The sequence below is a fragment of the Sphingobium terrigena genome (assembly GCF_003591655.1).
GTDB lineage: Bacteria > Pseudomonadota > Alphaproteobacteria > Sphingomonadales > Sphingomonadaceae > Sphingobium > Sphingobium terrigena.
Map to the genome: position 1 here is coordinate 122,620 of NZ_QVRA01000002.1, position 19,136 is coordinate 141,755.

20 protein-coding genes are annotated in these 19,136 nt (G+C 63.7%); 5 read left to right on the forward strand and 15 right to left on the reverse strand.

Annotation, left to right across the window (positions count from 1 at the left end):
- The 13 genes from nuoF to D0Z70_RS02665 form a co-directional block, all read right to left on the reverse strand.
- Entirely contained in the window at positions 1 to 1,347 is a 1,347-nt protein-coding gene (gene nuoF, locus D0Z70_RS02610; protein WP_119743847.1) for an NADH-quinone oxidoreductase subunit NuoF, read from the reverse strand.
- Positions 1,347 to 1,496 carry a hypothetical protein gene (locus D0Z70_RS24785; RefSeq protein ID WP_182913813.1) on the reverse strand — a complete coding sequence of 50 codons (150 nt, stop codon included), beginning with the start codon at positions 1,494 to 1,496 and terminating at the stop codon, positions 1,347 to 1,349. Before D0Z70_RS24785 ends, nuoF begins: the two co-directional genes overlap by 1 nt.
- A gap of 199 nt (positions 1,497 to 1,695) precedes the next feature.
- Positions 1,696 to 2,364, reverse strand: a complete 669-nt coding sequence (locus D0Z70_RS02615; RefSeq protein WP_119743848.1) for a complex I 24 kDa subunit family protein — start codon at positions 2,362 to 2,364, stop codon at positions 1,696 to 1,698.
- Positions 2,357 to 2,647, reverse strand: coding sequence for a hypothetical protein (locus tag D0Z70_RS02620; RefSeq protein ID WP_119743849.1), 291 nt, complete (start codon positions 2,645 to 2,647; stop codon positions 2,357 to 2,359). Before D0Z70_RS02620 ends, D0Z70_RS02615 begins: the two co-directional genes overlap by 8 nt.
- Positions 2,644 to 3,879, reverse strand: coding sequence for an NADH-quinone oxidoreductase subunit D (locus D0Z70_RS02625; protein ID WP_119743850.1), 1,236 nt, complete (start codon positions 3,877 to 3,879; stop codon positions 2,644 to 2,646). The genes D0Z70_RS02620 and D0Z70_RS02625 overlap by 4 nt, the downstream gene beginning before the upstream one ends.
- A 126-nt stretch (positions 3,880 to 4,005) precedes the next feature.
- Positions 4,006 to 4,809, reverse strand: a complete 804-nt coding sequence (locus D0Z70_RS02630) for an NADH-quinone oxidoreductase subunit C (RefSeq protein WP_119743851.1) — start codon at positions 4,807 to 4,809, stop codon at positions 4,006 to 4,008.
- Position 4,810: 1 nt separating this feature from the next.
- A complete protein-coding gene (locus D0Z70_RS02635) occupies positions 4,811 to 5,365 on the reverse strand; it encodes a NuoB/complex I 20 kDa subunit family protein (protein WP_420820352.1) in 555 nt (184 codons plus the stop codon).
- Complete coding sequence (locus D0Z70_RS02640; protein ID WP_119743852.1) at positions 5,356 to 5,730, reverse strand: NADH-quinone oxidoreductase subunit A; 375 nt, start codon at positions 5,728 to 5,730, stop codon at positions 5,356 to 5,358. Before D0Z70_RS02640 ends, D0Z70_RS02635 begins: the two co-directional genes overlap by 10 nt.
- 128 nt (positions 5,731 to 5,858) lie before the next feature.
- Entirely contained in the window at positions 5,859 to 6,671 is an 813-nt protein-coding gene (locus tag D0Z70_RS02645; RefSeq protein ID WP_119743853.1) for an inositol monophosphatase family protein, read from the reverse strand.
- A gap of 120 nt (positions 6,672 to 6,791) precedes the next feature.
- A complete protein-coding gene (gene efp / locus D0Z70_RS02650) occupies positions 6,792 to 7,355 on the reverse strand; it encodes an elongation factor P (RefSeq protein ID WP_119743854.1) in 564 nt (187 codons plus the stop codon).
- A gap of 102 nt (positions 7,356 to 7,457) precedes the next feature.
- On the reverse strand, positions 7,458 to 8,012 hold the full coding sequence (locus D0Z70_RS02655; protein ID WP_182913832.1) for a M23 family metallopeptidase: 555 nt from the start codon (positions 8,010 to 8,012) through the stop codon (positions 7,458 to 7,460).
- A 2-nt stretch (positions 8,013 to 8,014) separates the two neighbouring features.
- Entirely contained in the window at positions 8,015 to 9,097 is a 1,083-nt protein-coding gene (locus tag D0Z70_RS02660; protein ID WP_119743856.1) for a L,D-transpeptidase family protein, read from the reverse strand.
- A gap of 67 nt (positions 9,098 to 9,164) precedes the next feature.
- Positions 9,165 to 11,282 carry a malate synthase G gene (locus D0Z70_RS02665; protein ID WP_420820354.1) on the reverse strand — a complete coding sequence of 706 codons (2,118 nt, stop codon included), beginning with the start codon at positions 11,280 to 11,282 and terminating at the stop codon, positions 9,165 to 9,167.
- Between the two features lie 92 nt (positions 11,283 to 11,374).
- Between D0Z70_RS02665 and D0Z70_RS02670 the strand changes: the two genes are divergently transcribed.
- From D0Z70_RS02670 to D0Z70_RS02690, 5 genes are all read left to right on the forward strand, one after another.
- Complete coding sequence (locus tag D0Z70_RS02670; RefSeq protein WP_119744081.1) at positions 11,375 to 12,298, forward strand: LysR family transcriptional regulator; 924 nt, start codon at positions 11,375 to 11,377, stop codon at positions 12,296 to 12,298.
- Between the two features lie 9 nt (positions 12,299 to 12,307).
- Positions 12,308 to 14,575 (forward strand): NADP-dependent malic enzyme, encoded by a 2,268-nt coding sequence (locus D0Z70_RS02675; protein ID WP_119743857.1) that lies wholly within the window; start codon positions 12,308 to 12,310, stop codon positions 14,573 to 14,575.
- A 53-nt stretch (positions 14,576 to 14,628) separates the two neighbouring features.
- The gene (locus D0Z70_RS02680) at positions 14,629 to 15,312 is read left to right on the forward strand and encodes a L,D-transpeptidase family protein (RefSeq protein ID WP_119743858.1); all 684 of its coding nucleotides are present in this window, start codon (positions 14,629 to 14,631) and stop codon (positions 15,310 to 15,312) included.
- A 387-nt stretch (positions 15,313 to 15,699) separates the two neighbouring features.
- Positions 15,700 to 16,896: an MFS transporter gene (locus D0Z70_RS02685; protein WP_119743859.1), complete on the forward strand. Its 1,197-nt coding sequence runs from the start codon at positions 15,700 to 15,702 to the stop codon at positions 16,894 to 16,896.
- 40 nt (positions 16,897 to 16,936) lie between these two features.
- Positions 16,937 to 18,076: an aspartyl/asparaginyl beta-hydroxylase domain-containing protein gene (locus tag D0Z70_RS02690; protein ID WP_119743860.1), complete on the forward strand. Its 1,140-nt coding sequence runs from the start codon at positions 16,937 to 16,939 to the stop codon at positions 18,074 to 18,076.
- Between the two features lie 32 nt (positions 18,077 to 18,108).
- Here D0Z70_RS02690 and D0Z70_RS02695 read toward each other — a convergent pair whose 3' ends face one another.
- Complete coding sequence (locus D0Z70_RS02695) at positions 18,109 to 18,657, reverse strand: hypothetical protein (RefSeq protein ID WP_119743861.1); 549 nt, start codon at positions 18,655 to 18,657, stop codon at positions 18,109 to 18,111.
- A 149-nt stretch (positions 18,658 to 18,806) separates the two neighbouring features.
- The gene (locus tag D0Z70_RS02700) at positions 18,807 to 19,061 is read right to left on the reverse strand and encodes a hypothetical protein (protein WP_119743862.1); all 255 of its coding nucleotides are present in this window, start codon (positions 19,059 to 19,061) and stop codon (positions 18,807 to 18,809) included.
- Between the last annotated feature and the right edge of the window lie 75 nt (positions 19,062 to 19,136).

Here is a 19,136-nt window from a genome sequence, read left to right on the forward strand (position 1 = left end):
TTACTCCGCTGCCTCCATCACCGGCGCGCCGCGCTCGTTGATGCGCCGTTCGATTTCCGGTCGGAAATGCTTGATCAGCCCCTGGATCGGCCATGCCGCTGCGTCGCCCAGCGCGCAGATGGTGTGGCCTTCGACCTGCTTGGTCACCTGATGCAGCATGTCGATTTCGGACAGGTCAGCATCGCCGGTGCGTAGCCGTTCCATCACACGCCACATCCATCCGGTGCCTTCACGGCATGGCGTGCATTGGCCGCAGCTTTCATGCTTGTAGAAATAGGACAGCCGCGAAATGGCGCGGACGATGTCGGTGGACTTGTCCATGACGATGACGGCGGCGGTGCCAAGGCCGGAGCCAACCGCCTTCAACCCGTCGAAATCCATCGGCGCGTCCATGATTTCGCGCGCGGGGACCAGAGGCACCGACGATCCGCCGGGGATCACCGCCATCAGATTGTCCCAGCCGCCACGGATACCGCCGCAATGGCGGTCGATCAGTTCGCGGAACGGGATCGACATCGATTCCTCGACAACGCAGGGCTTGTTCACATGGCCGCTGATCTGGAACAGCTTGGTGCCGCGATTGCCCTCGCGCCCGAAGCGGTTGAACCAGGCCGCGCCGCGCCGCAGGATCGTCGGCGAAACCGCGATACTCTCGACATTGTTGACCGTGGTGGGGCAGCCATAGAGGCCCGCGCCCGCCGGGAAAGGCGGTTTCAGGCGCGGCTGGCCCTTCTTGCCCTCCAGGCTTTCAATCTGCGCGGTTTCCTCGCCGCAGATGTAAGCGCCCGCGCCGCGATGGACGAACACGTCGAAATCATAGCCCGACCCGCAGGCATTTTTGCCGATGAAGCCCTTGGCATAGGCCTGCTCGACCGCCGCAAACAGTACCTTGGCTTCGTAAATGAACTCGCCGCGAATATAGATATAGGCAGCACGCGCGCGCATTGCGAAGCCTGCGACCAGCGCGCCCTCGATAAGCTTGTGCGGATCGTGGCGGATGATCTCGCGATCCTTGCAGGAACCCGGTTCGGATTCGTCGGCGTTGATCACCAGGAAGCTCGGACGGCCATCCTTGCTTTCCTTGGGCATGAAGCTCCACTTCATGCCGGTCGGGAAGCCCGCACCGCCACGGCCGCGCAGGTTCGACGCCTTCATGATGTCGATGATCGCGTCCTGGCCCAGCGCCAGCAGCGCCTTGGTATTGTCCCAGTCGCCCCTCAGACAAGCAGCGTCGATCCCCCAGTCCTGAAAACCATGGACATTGGTGAAGATGCGATCCCGGTCCTCCAGCGGGCCGACGAACGGCGGTGGAGGCGGCGGCGCAACAGGGGCGGTTTCGTCGGCCATCAGCGGCCCTTTCCGATCAGTTTTTCAGCCACGAAATAGACAATGACGGCCAGTCCCAGCCCGATGACCAGACCCAGCACCGCCCCGATAATCTTGAGCGCGATCACGAAGATGATCAGCCCCAGGATGATGGCGATCAGGGCGCTCATGCGGCGGCGCTCCCCATCAACCCACACCCGTCATGCTGAACTTGTTTCAGCATCCATCGTGGTTCAGGCGCAGTTTTGGCCGCCGAGGCGGTTCGCACGCCGAAAACGCGACCCTTCTGTGCCACCCTCAGTGAAGGCGCGCGGGGCGAAATGGATCCTGAAACAAGTTCAGGATGACGGAGGAAGAGAGAATGGCGCTTCACGCCCACGCCCCCCGATAATCATGATTGCCCTCGACCATCTCTTTCAGCGTCGTCGGGCCACCCTCCGGGCAGCTCGTCTGCCGATCGATCTGCGGCCCGATCTTGGGCTGGCCACCCGCCGCCAGCGTTTCCAGCACCGCGCTCATGCTGTCATAGGTCAGATCCTCGAAATTATCATCGTTGATCTGCACCATCGGCGCATTGGCACAGGCGCCCAGGCATTCGACTTCGGTCAGCGTGAACAGGCCGTCGGGCGTCGTCGCGCCCTTAACCAGACCCTTGTTCTTGCAGGCCGCGAACACATCGTCGGAGCCGCGCAACATGCAGGGCGTCGTGCCGCACACCTGCACATGATAGCGGCCAACCGGCGCCAGATTATACATGGTGTAGAAGGTCGCGACCTCATAGACGCGCATATAGGGCATATCGAGCTGATCGCCGATATATTCCATCACCGGCACGGGCAGCCACCCCTGCGTCTGCGTCTCCGCCCCCACCTGCCGCTGGGCGAGGTCGAGCAGCGGCATGACCGCAGACTGCTGGCGACCGGCGGGATAGCGGGCGATGATGGTTTTCACCTGTTCGGCATTTTCCGCCGTCCACGCGAAATTGCCCCAGCGCGCGCGGGTTTCGGCTTCATCGGGGATATGGGGTGCGTCAGCCATTCAGAACTTCCAACCGCTTACGATACAGCGCCGACTGGCCACCGATCACCTGAGCCTTACGAATAGTGCGACGAGCCAAACCCGCCGCCAACAATACAATTCCTACTGCCAACCAAGCATACGCCCGGACATCCGTAGCAACGGCATCAAACCTCAGCATGAATGCCAAGGCATTGGGCAGAATCCAGAAAACGCCCCAGACGATTAGCGCCCACTCAACCAACGGGTTAATGGGACGATTCTGGTATCGCCAATAGGCGTATTTCCAGAACGCCTTCCTCACCGGTCACACTCCCCAAACACGATGTCCATCGAGCCAAGCACCGCCGTGACGTCGGCCAGCATATGGCCCTTCATCATGAAGTCCATCGCCTGCAAATGGCTGAACGCGGTCGGACGGATCTTGCAACGGTAGGGTTTGTTGCTGCCGTCCGCGACCAGATAGACGCCGAATTCGCCCTTGGGGCTTTCGGTCGCGACATAGACTTCGCCGGCGGGCACATGAAAGCCCTCGGTATAGAGCTTGAAGTGGTGGATCAGCGCTTCCATCGAGCGCTTCATTTCGCCGCGCTTGGGCGGCACCACCTTGCGGTCAAAGCTGGCGATTGGCCCTTCGGGCATGTCGTTCAGGCACTGTTTCATGATCCGCACCGACTGACGGACCTCCTCCACGCGCACCATGAAGCGATCATAGCAGTCATATTGGGTGCCGACCGGCACGTCGAAATCGACCCGGTCATAGACGTCGTAGGGCTGCGCCTTGCGAATGTCCCACGCAATGCCGGAGCCGCGCAGCATCGGGCCGGAAAAACCCCATTTCAGCGCATCTTCCTTGGACACGATCGCGATATCGACATTGCGCTGCTTGAAGATACGGTTGTCTGCGACAAGGCTGATCGCATCCTCGAACAGGCGCGGCAAACGACCATCGAGCCAGTCGGCAATGTCGGTGAGCAGCTTGAGCGGCACATCCTGATGCACGCCGCCAGGCCGGAAATAGGCGCTGTGCATCCGCGCACCCGACGCGCGCTCGAAGAAATTGAGGCAATCCTCGCGAATCTCGAACAGCCACAGGTTGGGCGTCATCGCGCCCACGTCCATGACGTGGCTGCCAAGGTTGAGCATATGATTGCAGATGCGGGTCAGTTCCGCGAAGAATACGCGCAGATATTGCGCGCGCAGCGGCACTTCCAGGTTCAGCAGCTTCTCGATCGCCAGCACATAGCTATGCTCCATGCCGAGCGGCGAGCAATAATCGAGTCGGTCGAAATAGGGCAAAGCCTGCAAATAGGTCTTATATTCGATCAGCTTCTCTGTGCCGCGATGCAGCAGCCCGACATGCGGGTCGCAGCGTTCGACAATCTCGCCCTCCAGTTCCATGACGAGGCGCAACACGCCGTGCGCCGCGGGATGCTGCGGGCCGAAATTGATCGTGTAATTCTGGATTTCCGTGTCGCCATAGGTCGGATCGGCGGCGTCGGTGTGGTGGTCCAGCTTTTCGAGATAATCAGCCATGATCCGCCTCCATAATCCGTTCAGGCTGAGCGAAGTCGAAGCCCTCGCCTGAACGAAGTGAAGGGGCTTCGACAAGCTCAGCCGACCCCTTCGACAAGCTCAGGGCGAACGGAGGTTGGTTGACACTCATGCCTTGTCCTCCGGCTTGGCGGCGCCCTTGCCTTCATCCGTCGCGGACGCAGGCTTGGCGGGCGCGTCGGCCGACTTGACCTGCGACGCCTTGTTCGCCGCTTCGCCAGCGCCGGTGTCTGCCTTCTTCTCGGTCGTCTTGGGCGTGAAGGCAGCCGGGGCAGCGGGCGTCGGCGCGCCGGGCGCTTCGCCCTTCGCCTTCTCGTCACCCGGCAAAATATATTCCGCGCCTTCCCATGGCGACATGAAGTCGAAGCTGCGAAAGTCCTGCGCCAGCTTCACCGGCTCATAGACGACGCGCTTATCCTCTTCGGAATAGCGCAGCTCGACATAGCCGGTTAGCGGGAAGTCCTTGCGCTGCGGATGTCCCTTGAAGCCGTAATCGGTCAGGATGCGGCGCAGGTCGGTATTGCCCTCAAACACCACGCCATACATGTCGAACACTTCGCGCTCCAGCCAGCCCGCAACGGGCCAGATGTGCGTGACGGTCGGCACCGGCAAATCCTCATCGGTCGACACCTTCACGCGGATGCGATGGTTCCGGGTCACGCTGAGCAGATGATAGGCGACCTCGAACCGTTCGGGACGGTCGGGATAATCGACGCCTGCAATCTCCATCAACTGCTGATACTGCGCACGATCACGCAGCAGCGTCATCGCCTGCGGCAGCGCGTCGCGCAGCACGGTGAAGCTCAGCTCATCGGCATGATCGACCGTCTCGACCAGCATCGAACCGAGGATCGCCTCGATTTCCTGCGTGATCCCCTCGATGGTCGCGATTTTCGGTGCGGAATGGCCCATCTTAACGCTCAATCGTCCCGATCCGGCGGATCTTCCGCTGCAACTGCATCACGCCATAGAGCAAGGCTTCGGCAGTCGGCGGGCAACCCGGCACATAGATGTCGACCGGCACGATCCGGTCACAACCGCGCACTACCGAATAGCTGTAGTGATAATAGCCACCGCCATTGGCGCAGCTGCCCATGGAAATCACATATTTCGGTTCCGACATCTGGTCGTAAACCTTGCGCAACGCGGGAGCCATCTTGTTGCACAGCGTGCCCGCGACGATCATCACATCGCTCTGGCGCGGGGATGCGCGCGGGGCAGCGCCGAAACGCTCCATGTCGTAACGCGGCATGTTGACGTGGATCATCTCGACCGCGCAGCAGGCCAGACCGAACGTCATCCACCACAGCGAACCGGTGCGCGCCCAGGTGAACAGATCCTCGGTCGATGTGACCAGGAAACCCTTGTCATTCACTTCGCTGTTGAGCGAGTTGAAAAAGTCCTGATCGGGCTGCGTCCCAACGGGCGGCATCGTGCCGGGCACCGGGCTAGTGAGTTCTACTCCCAATCGAGTGCTCCCTTCTTCCACGCATAGACGAGACCGAGCACCAGCTCCGCTATGAAAATCATCATCGTCGTCCAGCCGGCCCAGCCGATCTGGTCGAGGCTCACCGCCCAGGGAAACAGGAACGCCGCTTCAAGATCGAAGATGATGAAGAGGATCGCCACCAGATAGAAGCGGACGTCGAACTGGCTGCGCGGTTCTTCAAATGCGGGAAAGCCGCATTCATATTCGCTGAGCTTGTCCGGGTCCGGCTTGTGCGCGCCGGTCAGGCGGCCCACCAGCATCGGCAGAAAGACGAACGCGCTGGAGAGCAGCAAAGCGACCCCAAGAAAGATCAGGATCGGCAGATATTGGGCAAGATCGACCAACGTTATCCCCTGGGCGAAAAGGTTGTGGGGGCGCTTTAGGCCTGCTGCATATGCGAAGCAAGGGGCCTAAAGGCTGAGAATGAATCGCAAAAAGGCCAAGCCCCTGAAGCGCTTGGCCTAGATGGACCTTAGCGCAGGGCGTTCGCGACCAGCTTGTGCAATTTGCTGTGGATCGCGTCATTGCCCGCGATGATTTCCTTGCGCTCGATCGCCTGATCGCCGCCGCGGAAATCCGACACGAAACCGCCCGCTTCGCGCACCAGCAACATGCCGGCGGCCACGTCCCAGGGCTGGAGGCCGCTTTCCCAGAAACCGTCATAGCGGCCCGACGCCACATGGGCGAGATCAAGCGAAGCCGCGCCGAAACGGCGAATCCCCGCGACCGACGGCGCGACCGCGCCGAAAATGCGGGTCCATTGCGCAAAATCACCATGGCCCATGAAGGGAATGCCGGTCGCGATCAGGCATTCGCCCATGTCACGCCGCGCCGACACGCGCAGCCGCTGGTCATGCCGCCACGCGCCGCGGCTCTTTTCGGCCCAATAGCTTTCGTCGGAAAAGGGCTGATAAACCAGGCCCGTCGTGATCTCGCGCTTGCCACCATAAAGCGGCTCTTCGACCGCGATCGAGATGGCGAAATGCGGGATGCCGTGCAGGAAGTTGGTGGTGCCATCGAGCGGATCGATGATCCAGCGCGGCTTGGTCGGATCGCCCTCGATCACCCCGCCCTCTTCCAGCAGGAAACCCCAGTCGGGCCGCGCCTTCTGCAATTCCTCCACCAGCGTCTTTTCCGACTGCTTGTCGGCCTTGGACACGAAATCGGCCGGTCCCTTGCGCGACACCTGAAGATGCTCGACCTCGCCAAAGTCGCGGCGCAGCTTGGAGCCGGCCTTGCGCGCGGCGCGTTCCATGACGGTGAGAAGGCCTGAGTGGGATGCCATATTACTGTCTTTCTCCCCTCTCGCTGGCGGGAGGGGTCGGGGGAGGGCATGTTATGGAGAGGGCGAGACACGCCCTCCCCTAACCCCTCACGCACGCGGGAGGGGGACTTTGAGGTCGCGTCAGTCCGCGCGCTTCACATATTCGCGGGCGTACACATCGACGACGATGCGCGTGCCGCTGACGATGTGCGGTGGCACCATGACGCGCACGCCATTGTCCAGGATCGCGGGCTTGTAGCTGGCAGAGGCGGTCTGCCCCTTCACCACGGCGTCGGCCTCCACCACGGTCGCTTCGATCGTGTCGGGCAACTGTACCGAAATCGGCCGCTCTTCATACATTTCCAGCGTCACTTCCATGCCGTCCTGCAGGAAATCGGCCGCATCACCCAGCAATTCCTGCGGCAGATTGATCTGCTCATAGGTTTCCTGATCCATGAAAACGAGCATGTCGCCTTCGGCATAGAGATATTGGAAATCCTTGGTGTCGAGCCGGATGCGCTCGACGCTCTCGGCGGAGCGGAAGCGGACATTATTCTTGCGGCCGTCGATCAGGTTTTTCAGCTCCACCTGCATATAGGCGCCGCCCTTGCCGGGCTGGGTGTGCTGAATCTTGACAGCGCGCCACAGGCCGCCCTCATATTCGATATTGTTGCCGGGACGAATGTCCACGCCGCTGATCTTCATGGGAAGAGCCTGCCTGTATGTCTGTGGTGAAAAGAGCCGCGCCTTCGTTAAAAAGGCTGCGCGGGCCAATACAGACAGACGGGCTATAGGGCAAGAGGGGCGTCAACGCGAGCCGGTCAGCAGCGGATAGGGGTTGACCGGACGCCCGCCATGCCATGGCTCGCCCGGCGCGATGGCGTGGACCGCGAAGTGGAGATGCGGCCCCGCCGGATCGGCATTGCCGCTGCTCCCCACGCGCGCGATCCGTTCCCCCCGCCGCACCGCCAGCCCCTCGCGCACGCCGGGCGCATAGCCGTCCAGATGCGCGTAATAATAGAGCGTCCGCCGGTCTGGTGAACGCAGATAGAGCGTTCGCCCGCCCGCATCGCTCCAGAACAGTTTTTCGATCCGACCGTCCGTCGCCGCGATCACCGCGCTGCCGCGTGGCGCCATGATGTCGATCGCGTCGTGAGGCCGCGCGCCGGAGTCCCTCGCCTGGGTGAAGGTGTCAGTCAAAGCGGCAGGTGGCACATCCTCGACAGGAATAACCAGAGTCCCACCCACGCGCTTAGCGGACGGCTCTGGTCCATCACCCGGCACGATCCGCACGCAAAAATGCGCAAAGGCGATGCAGGCTAGCAGCGCCAGCACCACCCCGCCCCGCCTTCGCACACTCAGCCTCACGGCTGGAACACCGCCTTCATGCCGCCCTGCACCATCTGCGCCAGCCGCGCCGCGTCCCAATTGGTCAGGCGGATGCAGCCATGGCTTTGGGTCCGGCCGATGTTCTGCGGCTCCGGCGTCCCATGGATGCCATAATGGTCCTTCGACAGGTCGATCCACACCACGCCCACCGGGCCGTTGGGTCCGGGCTTGAGCACGGCCTTCTCATCCTTGGCCGCCGCGTCCCAGAACAGGTCTGGATTATAATGGAAATCGGGATTGCGGCTGACGCCCTTCACCGTCCAGTTGCCGATCGGCAACGGATCATGCTGCGACCCAGTCGTCGCGGGGAATTGCGCGATCATCTTGTCATTGGCGTCATAGACTTTGAGCAGCCCTTCAGACTTGTCGACCACGATATGATCGGCCTTGGGCTGGTCCTTCGCGACCGCCAGCCCCGCCAGCGTCTCACCCCAGCCGCGCTCATCACCCTCGATAGTCGCGACCGGCTGATTGGCGACCGCTGGCACCCGGATCGTCGCCCCTGCGCCAACCTTCGTGCCGGGCTGGTTTAGCGCCACCAGCACCTCCGGCGTCGTATGAAACCGCTCCGCCAGCTTCTCCAGCAGATTGCGATAGGACAGAGCGGGCAACTTCGCCTGCTCGTTCAACCCCTTGGGCAGCACCGCAAAAGGCCCGCGCGCAAAGCCATCCGGCACTTGCACCAGCCAGGTTGCGGGCGGCGGCGCATCGCCCAGCAACGCCTTGGCGGTAGCCTCGTCATATTGCCCATTGGGCGTCAGTCCGCGCGCCTGCTGGAAGCCGGTCAGCGCCTTGGTGAAGGACATGCCCTCCTTGCCATCCAGCACGCCGGGCGAAAAACCCGCCCGATCAAGCGCCACCTGCGCTTGCAGGATCGATTCCACACGCGGCGGCGTTCCCGCAGGTTCGGGCTGCACGATAAAGGCATAGGGGTCAGCCGCGGGCTGCGGCGCGGCTTGCTCCTCGCCTTGGCGGTCGGCGGCGCTGTCATTCGCCTCCGTCACCGACATGTTGCAAGCCGAACAGCATAGAGCCGCTACAAGCAGAGACTGTTTCAAGACGATACTCTCCCATCAAATATAGGAGAGAACGCCCCGACCCATCAAAAAGCTGCTTCGTCCCCACTTATGCCGGTTCAAGTGCCGCCTGCGCCTTGGCCCGCGCGCGCCAGGCGTGCAGCAGCGGCTCGGTATAGCCGTTGGGCTGTTCAACGCCCTCGAACACCAGCGCCCGCGCCGCCTGAAAGGCCAGGCTTTCCGCTTCCCGTCCGCTCATCGGCTGATAGAGCGGATCGCCCGCATTTTGCGCATCGACCTTCGCCGCCATCCGCGTCAGCGCCGCATCGACCTGCGCCTCCGTGCAGACGCCGTGCAGCAGCCAGTTGGCCATATGCTGCGATGAAATGCGCAGCGTCGCGCGATCCTCCATCAGGCCGATGTCGTGAATGTCGGGAACCTTGGAACAGCCGACCCCCTGGTCGATCCAGCGGACGACATAGCCCAACATGCCCTGCGCATTATTATCCAGTTCCTGGGCAATCTCTTCCTCCGACCAGTTACGCCCGGTCGCGACGGGAATCGCCAGCAGCCGGTCGAGCGAGGCAATCCCCTCCGCCTTGCGCTCCTCCTGCCGGGCAAAAACGTCGATCCGGTGATAATGGGTCGCGTGCAGCGTCGCGGCGGTCGGCGACGGCACCCAGGCCGTGTTCGCCCCCGTCCGGGGATGCCCGGCCTTCTGCTCCAGCATGTCGGCCATGCGATCAGGCGCAGCCCACATCCCCTTGCCGATCTGCGCCCGGCCCGACAGCCCGCAGGCAAGGCCGATCTGGACGTTTCGATCCTCATAGGCGGCGATCCAGTCGCTGCTCTTCATCTCGCCCTTGCGGATCATCGGCCCGGCCTGCATCGACGTGTGCATCTCGTCCCCGGTGCGATCGAGGAAGCCGGTGTTGATGAAGACGATCCGGTCGCGGACGGCATGGATGCAGGCGGCCAGATTGGCAGACGTGCGCCGTTCCTCATCCATGACGCCGACTTTCAGCGTATGGCGCGTCATGCCCAGCATATCCTCGATCGCGTCGAACAGGGCGTTGGTGAAGCCGGCTTCTTCCGGCCCGTGCATCTTGGGCTTCACGATGTAGACGCTGCCCGCCCGGCTGTTGCCGCCCTCCCGCGCCAGATCGTGCATGGCGATCAGGCTGGTGACGATACCGTCCAATATGCCTTCGGGTGCCTCGTCGCCATTGGGCAGGCGGATCGCGGGCGTCGTCATCAGATGCCCGACATTGCGAACGAACAACAGGCTGCGCCCCGGCAGCGTAAAACCGCTGCCGTCCGGCGCTGTGTAGGCACGGTCGGGATTGAGTGCGCGGGTCATCATCGCGCCGCCCTTCTCGAACGTCTCGGTCAGGTCGCCCTTCATCAGCCCCAGCCAGTTGGCATAGGCGGCAACCTTGTCCTGCGCATCGACCGCCGCGATCGAATCCTCCAGATCGCAGATCGCTGTCAGTGCCGATTCCAGGATGACATCGGAAATGCCCGACGGATCGGTCGCGCCAATCGGATGCGCGCTGTCGAAAACAACTTCGATATGCAGGCCATTATGACGGAACAGGCGCCCCTTGGCGCTCCGCCCCAGAAATTGCGCCGGATCGGCGAGGATGATCTCGTCGCCTGCCAGATCAGCCCAACTGCCATTGGCCAGCGGAATCGCCTCGTCCAGAAACGCCTTGGCCCATGCAATGACCTGCGCGCCGCGCGCGGCGTCATAGCCCTTGCCCGCCGCCGCGCCGGGAATCGCATCCGTGCCGTAAAGCGCATCATAAAGGCTGCCCCAGCGCGCATTGGCCGCGTTGAGCAGGAATCGGGCGTTGAGAATGGGAACGACCAGCTGCGGCCCGGCCAGCCGCGCAACCTCATCATCGACATTCTCGCTGCCGATCGTAAAAGGCGCCGGTTCGGCGACCAGATAGCCAATCTCGCGCAAAAACGCCTGATAGGCGGCGGCGTCATGCGGCTGCCCGGCGCGCTGCTCATGCCAACTGTCGATCTGCGCCTGCATCGTGTCGCGCTTGCGCAGCAACGCGATATTGTCGGGCGTAAAGCGTGCGAAAATATCGGCCGTCCCGGCCCAGAAAGCGTCGGGTGCGATACCCGTGCCGGGCAGCGCCTGACTGTCGATAAAATCGGCGAGCGATGCTGCGACCTGAAGGCCGGCCCTGTCGATCATGCGTTCGGTCATCATTCCACTCCTTGATTGCCGACACCCATAGAGTTTTTCCATTATGTCGTATATTCACTATTATACGAACATAGTATTTCCCAAGGTGAATGAATATGATGGACCCGGACCATGAACTCTTCACGACCATAGTGGACGAAGGTGGCCTCGCCGCCGCGGGCCGCCGCCTGCATATTTCACCTGCCATGATGTCCAAGCGCCTCGCCCGGCTGGAGGAGCGACTGGGCGCGCGGCTGATCCACCGCACCACCCGCCGCCTGGCCCTCACCCCGGCTGGCGAGCGGCTCCACGCCGATCTGCGCACCATATTGGCCGCGCTCGACGAGGCCGAACGGCGCGTGTCGGGCGTGTCGGCGGTCGCCGCCGGGCCGCTGCGCATCACCGCCCCCACATCCTTTGGTCGCCTCCATCTCGCCCCCTGGCTCCCCCGCTTCCTCGACGACCATCCCCGCGTCGACCTGACGCTCAACCTGTCCGATGATTTCGCCGACCTGATCGAAGCGCGCGCGGACCTCGCCATCCGCATCACTGCCGATCCCGGCCCAACGCTCACCGCCCGTCGTCTCGCCACCAACCGCCGCATCCTCTGCGCCGCCCCCGCCTATCTCGACCGCTTCGGCACACCGCGGCGCATCGCCGACCTCAAAAGCCATCGCCTGCTCGCTGCCGACGGCCAGATGCCCTGGCGGCTGGTCGGGCCAAAGGGTCCGGTCATGGTGGAAGGTCGCAGCCATGTCCGCACCAACAGCAGTGAAGTCGTCCGCGAAATCGCGCTGGCGGGCGGCGGCATCGCGCTACGGTCCTTGTGGGATATCAGCGACGCCTTGGCGCGCGGCGAAGTTCGGCAGATTTTGCCGGATTTTGAAGGCTCAGCGGACGTTGGTCTGTTCGCCGTGCAACTGCCGCAGCATAATCCGCCGCTCGCCATCACCGCCTTTGTCGATTTTCTTGTCCAACTCTATGCGCCTGCCCCACCCTGGGAGCGCTCGGCCATTGCCCCCGGCGCGCCGCGCCTCTAAGGGCATCGCATGGACGATAATACCCGCCGCGCCGCCCTCGACTATCATCGCTTTCCCCGGCCCGGAAAGCTCCGCATCGAACCGACCAAGCGAATGGTCAACCAGCGCGATCTGGCGCTGGCCTATTCGCCCGGTGTCGCCGCGCCCTGCATGGAGATCGCTGCCGATCCCGACAAGGCGCTCGATTATACCGCGCGCGGCAATCTGGTCGCGGTCATCACCAACGGCACCGCCGTCCTTGGCCTCGGCGCGATCGGCGCACTGGCGTCCAAGCCGGTGATGGAGGGCAAGGCGGTCCTCTTCAAGAAATTCGCCGACATCGACGTGTTCGATATCGAAATCGACACGACCGACGCCGACAAATTCGTCGAGGCCGTAGCCCTGATGGAGCCGACCTTCGGCGGCATCAATCTTGAGGATATCAAGGCCCCCGAATGTTTCGCGATCGAGGCGCGGCTGAAGGAACGGATGAATATCCCGGTCTTTCATGACGATCAGCATGGCACAGCCATTGTCGTCGCCGCCGCCGTGCGCAACGCGCTGGTGTTGCAGGGCAAGACGCTGGCAGACGCCAAGCTGGTGACATCGGGCGCAGGTGCCGCAGCGCTGGCCTGCGTCGACCTGCTCGTGTCGATGGGCCTGCCAGTCGATAATGTCACCATGACCGACAAGGATGGCGTCATCCATTCAGGGCGCGAAGGGATGCTGCCCAACATGGCGCGCTATGCCCGCGTCACCAACGCCCGCACCCTGCCCGACGTACTGCCCGGCGCCAACCTGTTTCTCGGCCTCTCTGCCCCCGGCGTGTTGAAGCCCGAATGGTTGCCGCTGATGGCCCCCAACCCGCTGATCTTCGCGCTGGCCAACCCGGAGCCCGAAATCCGCCCCGAAGCCGCGCGCGAAGTCCGCCCTGACGCGATCATTGCGACGGGCCGCTCGGACTATCCCAATCAGGTCAATAACGTCCTGTGCTTCCCCTATATCTTCCGCGGCGCGCTGGACGTGGGCGCGACCCAGATCAACGAAGCGATGAAGGCCGCCGCTGCCGAAGCCATTGCCGGCCTCGCCCGCCTGCCCGCGCATGACAGCGTGGCGCAGGCCTATGGCGGCCGGAAACTGGTGTTCGGCCCGGACTACATCATCCCCACCCCGTTCGACCCGCGCCTGATCGCAGAGATCGCGCCCGCCGTGGCGAAGGCGGCGATGGACAGCGGCGTCGCCCGTCGCCCGATCGACCTGGAAGACTATAAGCGCAGCCTGTCGCGCCAGAGCGCCCGGTCGGGTCAGCTGATGATGCCGGTGTTCGAGGCCGCCCGCGGCGGCAACCGCCGCATCGCCTATGGCGAAGGCGAGGATGAGCGCGTGCTGCGCGCCATTCAGGACGCGCTGGACGAAGGCATTGTCCGCCCCGTCATCGTCGCGCGTCGCCGCATCCTGAACCAGAAGCTACCCGACCTTGGCCTGCGGTTCCAGCTGGACCGCGATGTCGAGGTGATCGACCCCGAAACCGATCATCTGGTCATGGGCGAACTGGTCGAAGCCTATCGCGCCGTCGCCTCGCGCCGGGGCGTGCCCGCTGCCGAAGTCATCCGCCATGTCTATCGCCGCCCGACCGTGACAGCCGCCTTGCTGCTGCGCACCGGTCGGGTCGATGCCGCGCTGGTCGGCGGCAACAGCGAATATTGGGGCCAGGTCGAACATGTGCTGCGCATCATAGACCGGGTGCCGGGTCAGAGCCGCGTCTATGCGCTGTCGGGCCTGATCCTGGACGCAGGTGCGCTGTTCATCACCGACACGCATATGGTGCCCGATCCGACGCCCGAACAGATTGCCGAAATGACCCTGCTGGCGGCGACCGAATTGCTCAATTTCGGCCTGACCCCGCGCGCGGCCCTGCTGTCGCACTCCAATTTCGGCGCATCGCACAGCAACAGCGCGCGCAAGATGCGATCGGCGCTCAAGCTGGTGCGCGAAGCCGCACCCGAGCTGATGGTCGATGGCGAAATGCACGCCGACGCGGCGCTCAGCCAGTCGTTGCGTGAGCGCCTCATCCCCGATTCGCGCTTTGAAGGCCCGGCCAATCTGCTGGTCATGCCCAATCTGGACGCGGCCAACATCACCCTGACGGCGCTCTCCGCCTCCTCCAGCTCGCCCACGGTCGGGCCGATGCTGATGGGCCTGAAACAACCCATCCATGTGCTGACGCCCGGCGTCACCTCGCGCGGCATCCTGAACCTCACTGCCATCGCGGCGGCGGAAGTCGCGCGCGAAGGCTGAGCTTAACCTTTTGGCGCTAGGGTCGCGCCGACTGGACATAAGCGAGGACGGACATGGCGGGATTGCTCAAGGCGCTGGCGAAAAGCGCCGGACCCAAGCTGGCGATCGGCGCAGCGCTGGCGGGCGTCGGCCTGCTGGTGACCAACTGGATCGACCGGCCCGCCGCCGAAGAAGCGGCGCCCGTTGCCCAGCCGGTCGCCGCATCCACCCCCACGCCCGCAAAGCCGGTAGAACGGAGCAGTGATCAGGGCATGGCGGTCGATCCCGCAGCGCTGCGCGTCAAGCGCGTGCTGAAGATCGACGGCCCGTTCCGCCATGGCGACTTTGCCTGGGACGAAAATGGCGCGCCAGCGACCGGCCCGGTCATCATCACCGTGGACCTGCGCGCGCAAACCCTCTCCGTATTCCGTGCCGGGTACGAGATTGGGGCCGCCGTCATCCTCTACGGCGCGACCGACAAGCCCAGCCCGCTGGGCGCCTTCCCGATCATGGCCAAACATGCCGACTATTATTCGCGCACCTATGACAATGCCCCCATGCCCTTCGCGCAGCGCCTGACCAACGATGGCGTGTTCATCCACGGCAGCGATGTGCAATGGGGCCGCGGCACCCATGGCTGCATCGGTGTGCCGAAGGAATTCGCCCAAAAACTGTTCGGTGTGACCAAGCCCGGCGACCTCGTCGTCATCACCAACGGCAAGATGCTGGATGTCAGCAAGGCGCAAGTCGGCGCATGACGCTGCGCTAATGTAGAGCAGACCAAGGTGGCATCCCTGCAAGGACAAGGCTACCGCATATGAAACCGCCCCCACCTTCATCGTCATCCTGAACTTGTTTCAGGATCTATTTCTCCCGCTCAAGCAGTTGTTTGTGCCGAGAAATGGATGCTGAAATAAATTCAGCATGACGTTGAATTGATAACGGAAAGTCTTGTGCAACCTCCCTTCCGTGAAAGCGAGGGAACCCGAATCCTACCAAGCTGCAAATCCGCCCACGCCTCACCCCCATTGCGCGCCATGACGACGCACTTGCAATAAACTCACCCGCCTCAGCCCTTGACCAGCGTTGTCATGCGGACCATCTGCCCGGCTCACCCTTTTTGCATCGCAGCATGGAGCCATGCCATGGGCACACGCCCTCATCAGGCGCACCCCGCCCTTGTCCTTTTCGCCCTGTCGGTCGGTGCCTTCGCCATCGGCACGACCGAATTTGCGGCGATGAGCCTGCTGCCTTTCTTCGCCCGCGACCTGGGCATCGATGCGCCGACTGCGGGCCATGCGATCAGCGCCTATGCGCTCGGCGTCGTAGCCGGCGCACCAGTCATCGCGGCTTTCGGCGCGCGCCTGCCGCGCCGCACCCTGCTGATCGGCTTGATGGCGATGTTTGCAGTCGGCAACGGCCTCTCCGCACTCTCGCCCAGCTATGGCTGGATGCTGGCCTTCCGTTTCCTCAGCGGTGTGCCGCACGGCGCCTATTTTGGCGTCGCCGCACTGGTGGCGGCCAGTCTGGTGCCGATCGAAAAGCGCGCGCAGGCGATCGCGCGGGTTATGTCGGGCCTGACCATTGCCACCGTCATCGGCGTGCCGGTCGCCAACTGGATGGGACAGGCGATGGGCTGGCGCTCCGGCTTCTTCGTTGTAGCCGCCCTCGCCATCGCCACGATGACGCTGGTGGCGCTCTATGCGCCGCGCGACGCGGGCGATCCCAAAGCCAGCCCAGCACGCGAACTGGGCGCGCTGGCCAAGCCGCAAGTCTGGATGACGCTGCTGACCGGCGCGATCGGCTTTGGTGGCCTGTTCGCCGTCTATACCTATGTGGCATCGACCATGATGGAGATCACCCATGTCTCCCCGGCCTGGGTGCCGGTGGTGCTGGCGATCTTCGGCATCGGCCTGACGATAGGCAATTTCGTCTCGGCCTGGCTCGCGGACCGCTCGCTCAACCGCACCGTCATCGGCGTCACCCTGTGGAGCGCCGCCGCGCTGGCGCTCTTCCCCTTCATGGCGGGCAATATCTGGACGCTCTGTCTCAGCATCTTCCTGATCGGCGCAGGTGGCGGCCTCGGCACGCCGTTGCAGGCGCGGCTGATGGACGTGTCGGGCGACGCGCAGACGCTCGCGGCCGCGCTCCACCATAGCGCCTTCAACATCGCCAATGCGCTTGGCCCATGGCTGGGCGGCCTGTCGATCGCGGCGGGCTATGGCCTGACCTCGACCGGCTGGATCGGCGCGGCGCTGGCGCTGGGTGGCCTTGGCATCTTTCTCCTGTCGATCATGCTGGAACGGCGCACGACGCGCCTTGTCGCCATTCCCTGCGAATAAGCCGCTTTCGCCCCGCCCCGTCGCCGTTTAAGGCGGGACCATGACCGATCAGGCAAGAGAAAGCGCGCTGCAAGAGGCCGCCATCGCCGCGTTACGACGCGGGGAGGCCGCCGTTGCGCGCGCGGCATTGAACGACATGGTCGCCCCACCGCCCATGCTGCTGGCGCAGGCGTGCAATCGCACCGGCGACTGGGACGGCGAAGCCGCCGCGCTTCAACATATCCTGCGGGAACAGCCGCGTGACCTGCCCGCCTTGCTGGCGATGGGGCAGAACGCCCTGCGGCGTGGCGATGAGCGAGAGGCCACTCGCTGGTGCCGCGCTGCCGTGGCGCAGGCCGCCGCGACCGGCGCGCCAGCCCAACTCCAGCCGATGCTGCTCCAGGCGCAGGCGATCCTGAACAATGCCAGCGCCCGGTTCGAGGATCATCTGAGCGCCGCCATCCACGACCTTCCTGCCCTCCCCCGCATCACCCACGCGACCGACCTGCTGCTGGGCAAAAGCCAGCTCTACCTCCAGCAACCGAGCATGTTCTATTTCCCCGGCCTGCCCCAGCGCGCCTTTTACGAACGCAGCGAGTTTGAATGGGTCGCCCCCATGGAGGCTATGACCGGCGAAGTTGTTACTGAACTGAACGCCCTGCGCGCGGGCGCGCCCGACTTTGCCCCCTATGTCGAAACCCCGTCCAATGGCCCCGCTCCCAACAATCCGCTGCGCGACGATCCCAGCTGGGGTGCCTATTATTTCTGGCAGGGCGGCGCACCCGTCGCAGACCATGCCGCTCGCTGCCCCGCCGTTATGGCCGCGCTGGCCCTGGCCCCAATACCGGTCATCGCTGGCCGCTCGCCGATGGCGCTGTGGTCGCTGCTCAAGCCCGGCACCCATATCCAGCCGCACCATGGCCTGCTCAACACCCGGCTGATCTGCCACCTGCCTCTGCTCGTCCCCGAAGGCTGCGCCCTGCGCGTCGGCGCGGAAACCCGTGCATGGCGCCTTGGTGAAATGCTGATCTTCGATGACAGCGTGGAACATGAAGCATGGAACCGCGGCACGGACACCCGCGTCGTCCTGCTGTTCGAAGTCTGGCGTCCCGAAATCAGCCCCGAAGAACGCGAAGCGCTGACCCGGCTGTTCCAGGCGATCGACCAGTTCGGCCCGGCCCAGATCGACACGGGCGGTTGAAGCCAGATCGCTTGACTTGTTCAGTCCCGGCCTCAGTTGGCCTTGCTCAGATCCACCTTCTCGACCCACTCAGGGTAAAAGGTCGGCTCACGATTGGACCATCCCGCAGCTGTTGCCGCCGCTTCGCTGATCGACTGGAGCAGCACGCGCCGCTTTTCAGGATGCAGATGCGGCAGGCTCGCCGCCGCGCAGAAAGCGCCCGGCAACCATGGCCGCGCGCCCGCGCCCAGCAGCCGCTCATAGAGAAAACGATAGGCCGAAAAACTCGCCAGCCGGTCCTGCCCCAGGTCGAAGGCGGAGATCGTCACCAGCGGCGCCATGAACGGCTCCACCTGGTCCAGCCCGCTGTCATCAGGGACGCGCGCCTTGATCTCCTCGATCCGGCCATAGATCCGCGCCTGCGCCCGGATGGAGGCTTCCTCCACCAGATCGCGCGACCATAGTTTCATCGCATCGCGGCGATGCAGGCCGATGTCGAGCGACCGGCGAATATAGCGTTGTGTGGCTGACGGGAAACTGGCGAATTCACGCAACTCCGCCAGGGTAACGGCCCCGTCCGCAGGTCTTGCACTCGTACCCATTGTCATGCCCTCCGACTTGAAGTCGATCGTCAGAACATGCGCCTACTATGGTTACTATAGGCTTAAGCACCTGTTCCACGGCCATTCACAAGGGACCAGATTTTTTTGTGCGGCGCAACATGAAAATGTCACAGCCGCGCTGAAGCGAGTCACGCGCCCGGTCGCCGCTCCAGTACCGCGCCGATCATGCTGCGCCACACCGCCACATCCCCCGCCTGCGCCATCTGCGCATCCGGCTCGCGCAGTGTGTGCAATATCGCATAGGCATCATCGACATGATCGGGCCACGCCGCATCCACTGCATTGGCCGCATGGGGATCAGAGCCGCCGCCATTGTGGCTCAGCTGGCGGCCGGCCAGAACACGGGCAATGCGTTCGATCGCAGGGGTGGCAGATGTCGGCATGGATTGGTCGCTCCTCTCAAAAGTGCAGGCGCGTATTCGCTGTCCTGCGAACCAAAACTAGCATGATTCCCGGCA

Coding starts and splice junctions, on each gene's coding strand:
- D0Z70_RS02690 (WP_119743860.1), top strand. CDS start 16,937: ATGACCGATCAGGCAAGAGAAAGCGCGCTGCAAGAGGCCGCCATCGCC.
- D0Z70_RS02685 (WP_119743859.1), top strand. CDS start 15,700: ATGGGCACACGCCCTCATCAGGCGCACCCCGCCCTTGTCCTTTTCGCC.
- D0Z70_RS02670 (WP_119744081.1), top strand. CDS start 11,375: ATGATGGACCCGGACCATGAACTCTTCACGACCATAGTGGACGAAGGT.
- D0Z70_RS02680 (WP_119743858.1), top strand. CDS start 14,629: ATGGCGGGATTGCTCAAGGCGCTGGCGAAAAGCGCCGGACCCAAGCTG.
- D0Z70_RS24785 (WP_182913813.1), bottom strand. CDS start 1,496: ATGAGCGCCCTGATCGCCATCATCCTGGGGCTGATCATCTTCGTGATC.
- D0Z70_RS02625 (WP_119743850.1), bottom strand. CDS start 3,879: ATGGCTGATTATCTCGAAAAGCTGGACCACCACACCGACGCCGCCGAT.
- D0Z70_RS02665 (WP_420820354.1), bottom strand. CDS start 11,282: ATGATGACCGAACGCATGATCGACAGGGCCGGCCTTCAGGTCGCAGCA.
- D0Z70_RS02630 (WP_119743851.1), bottom strand. CDS start 4,809: ATGGGCCATTCCGCACCGAAAATCGCGACCATCGAGGGGATCACGCAG.
- D0Z70_RS02675 (WP_119743857.1), top strand. CDS start 12,308: ATGGACGATAATACCCGCCGCGCCGCCCTCGACTATCATCGCTTTCCC.
- D0Z70_RS02695 (WP_119743861.1), bottom strand. CDS start 18,657: ATGGGTACGAGTGCAAGACCTGCGGACGGGGCCGTTACCCTGGCGGAG.
- D0Z70_RS02615 (WP_119743848.1), bottom strand. CDS start 2,364: ATGGCTGACGCACCCCATATCCCCGATGAAGCCGAAACCCGCGCGCGC.
- D0Z70_RS02700 (WP_119743862.1), bottom strand. CDS start 19,061: ATGCCGACATCTGCCACCCCTGCGATCGAACGCATTGCCCGTGTTCTG.
- efp (WP_119743854.1), bottom strand. CDS start 7,355: ATGAAGATCAGCGGCGTGGACATTCGTCCCGGCAACAATATCGAATAT.
- nuoF (WP_119743847.1), bottom strand. CDS start 1,347: ATGGCCGACGAAACCGCCCCTGTTGCGCCGCCGCCTCCACCGCCGTTC.
- D0Z70_RS02645 (WP_119743853.1), bottom strand. CDS start 6,671: ATGGCATCCCACTCAGGCCTTCTCACCGTCATGGAACGCGCCGCGCGC.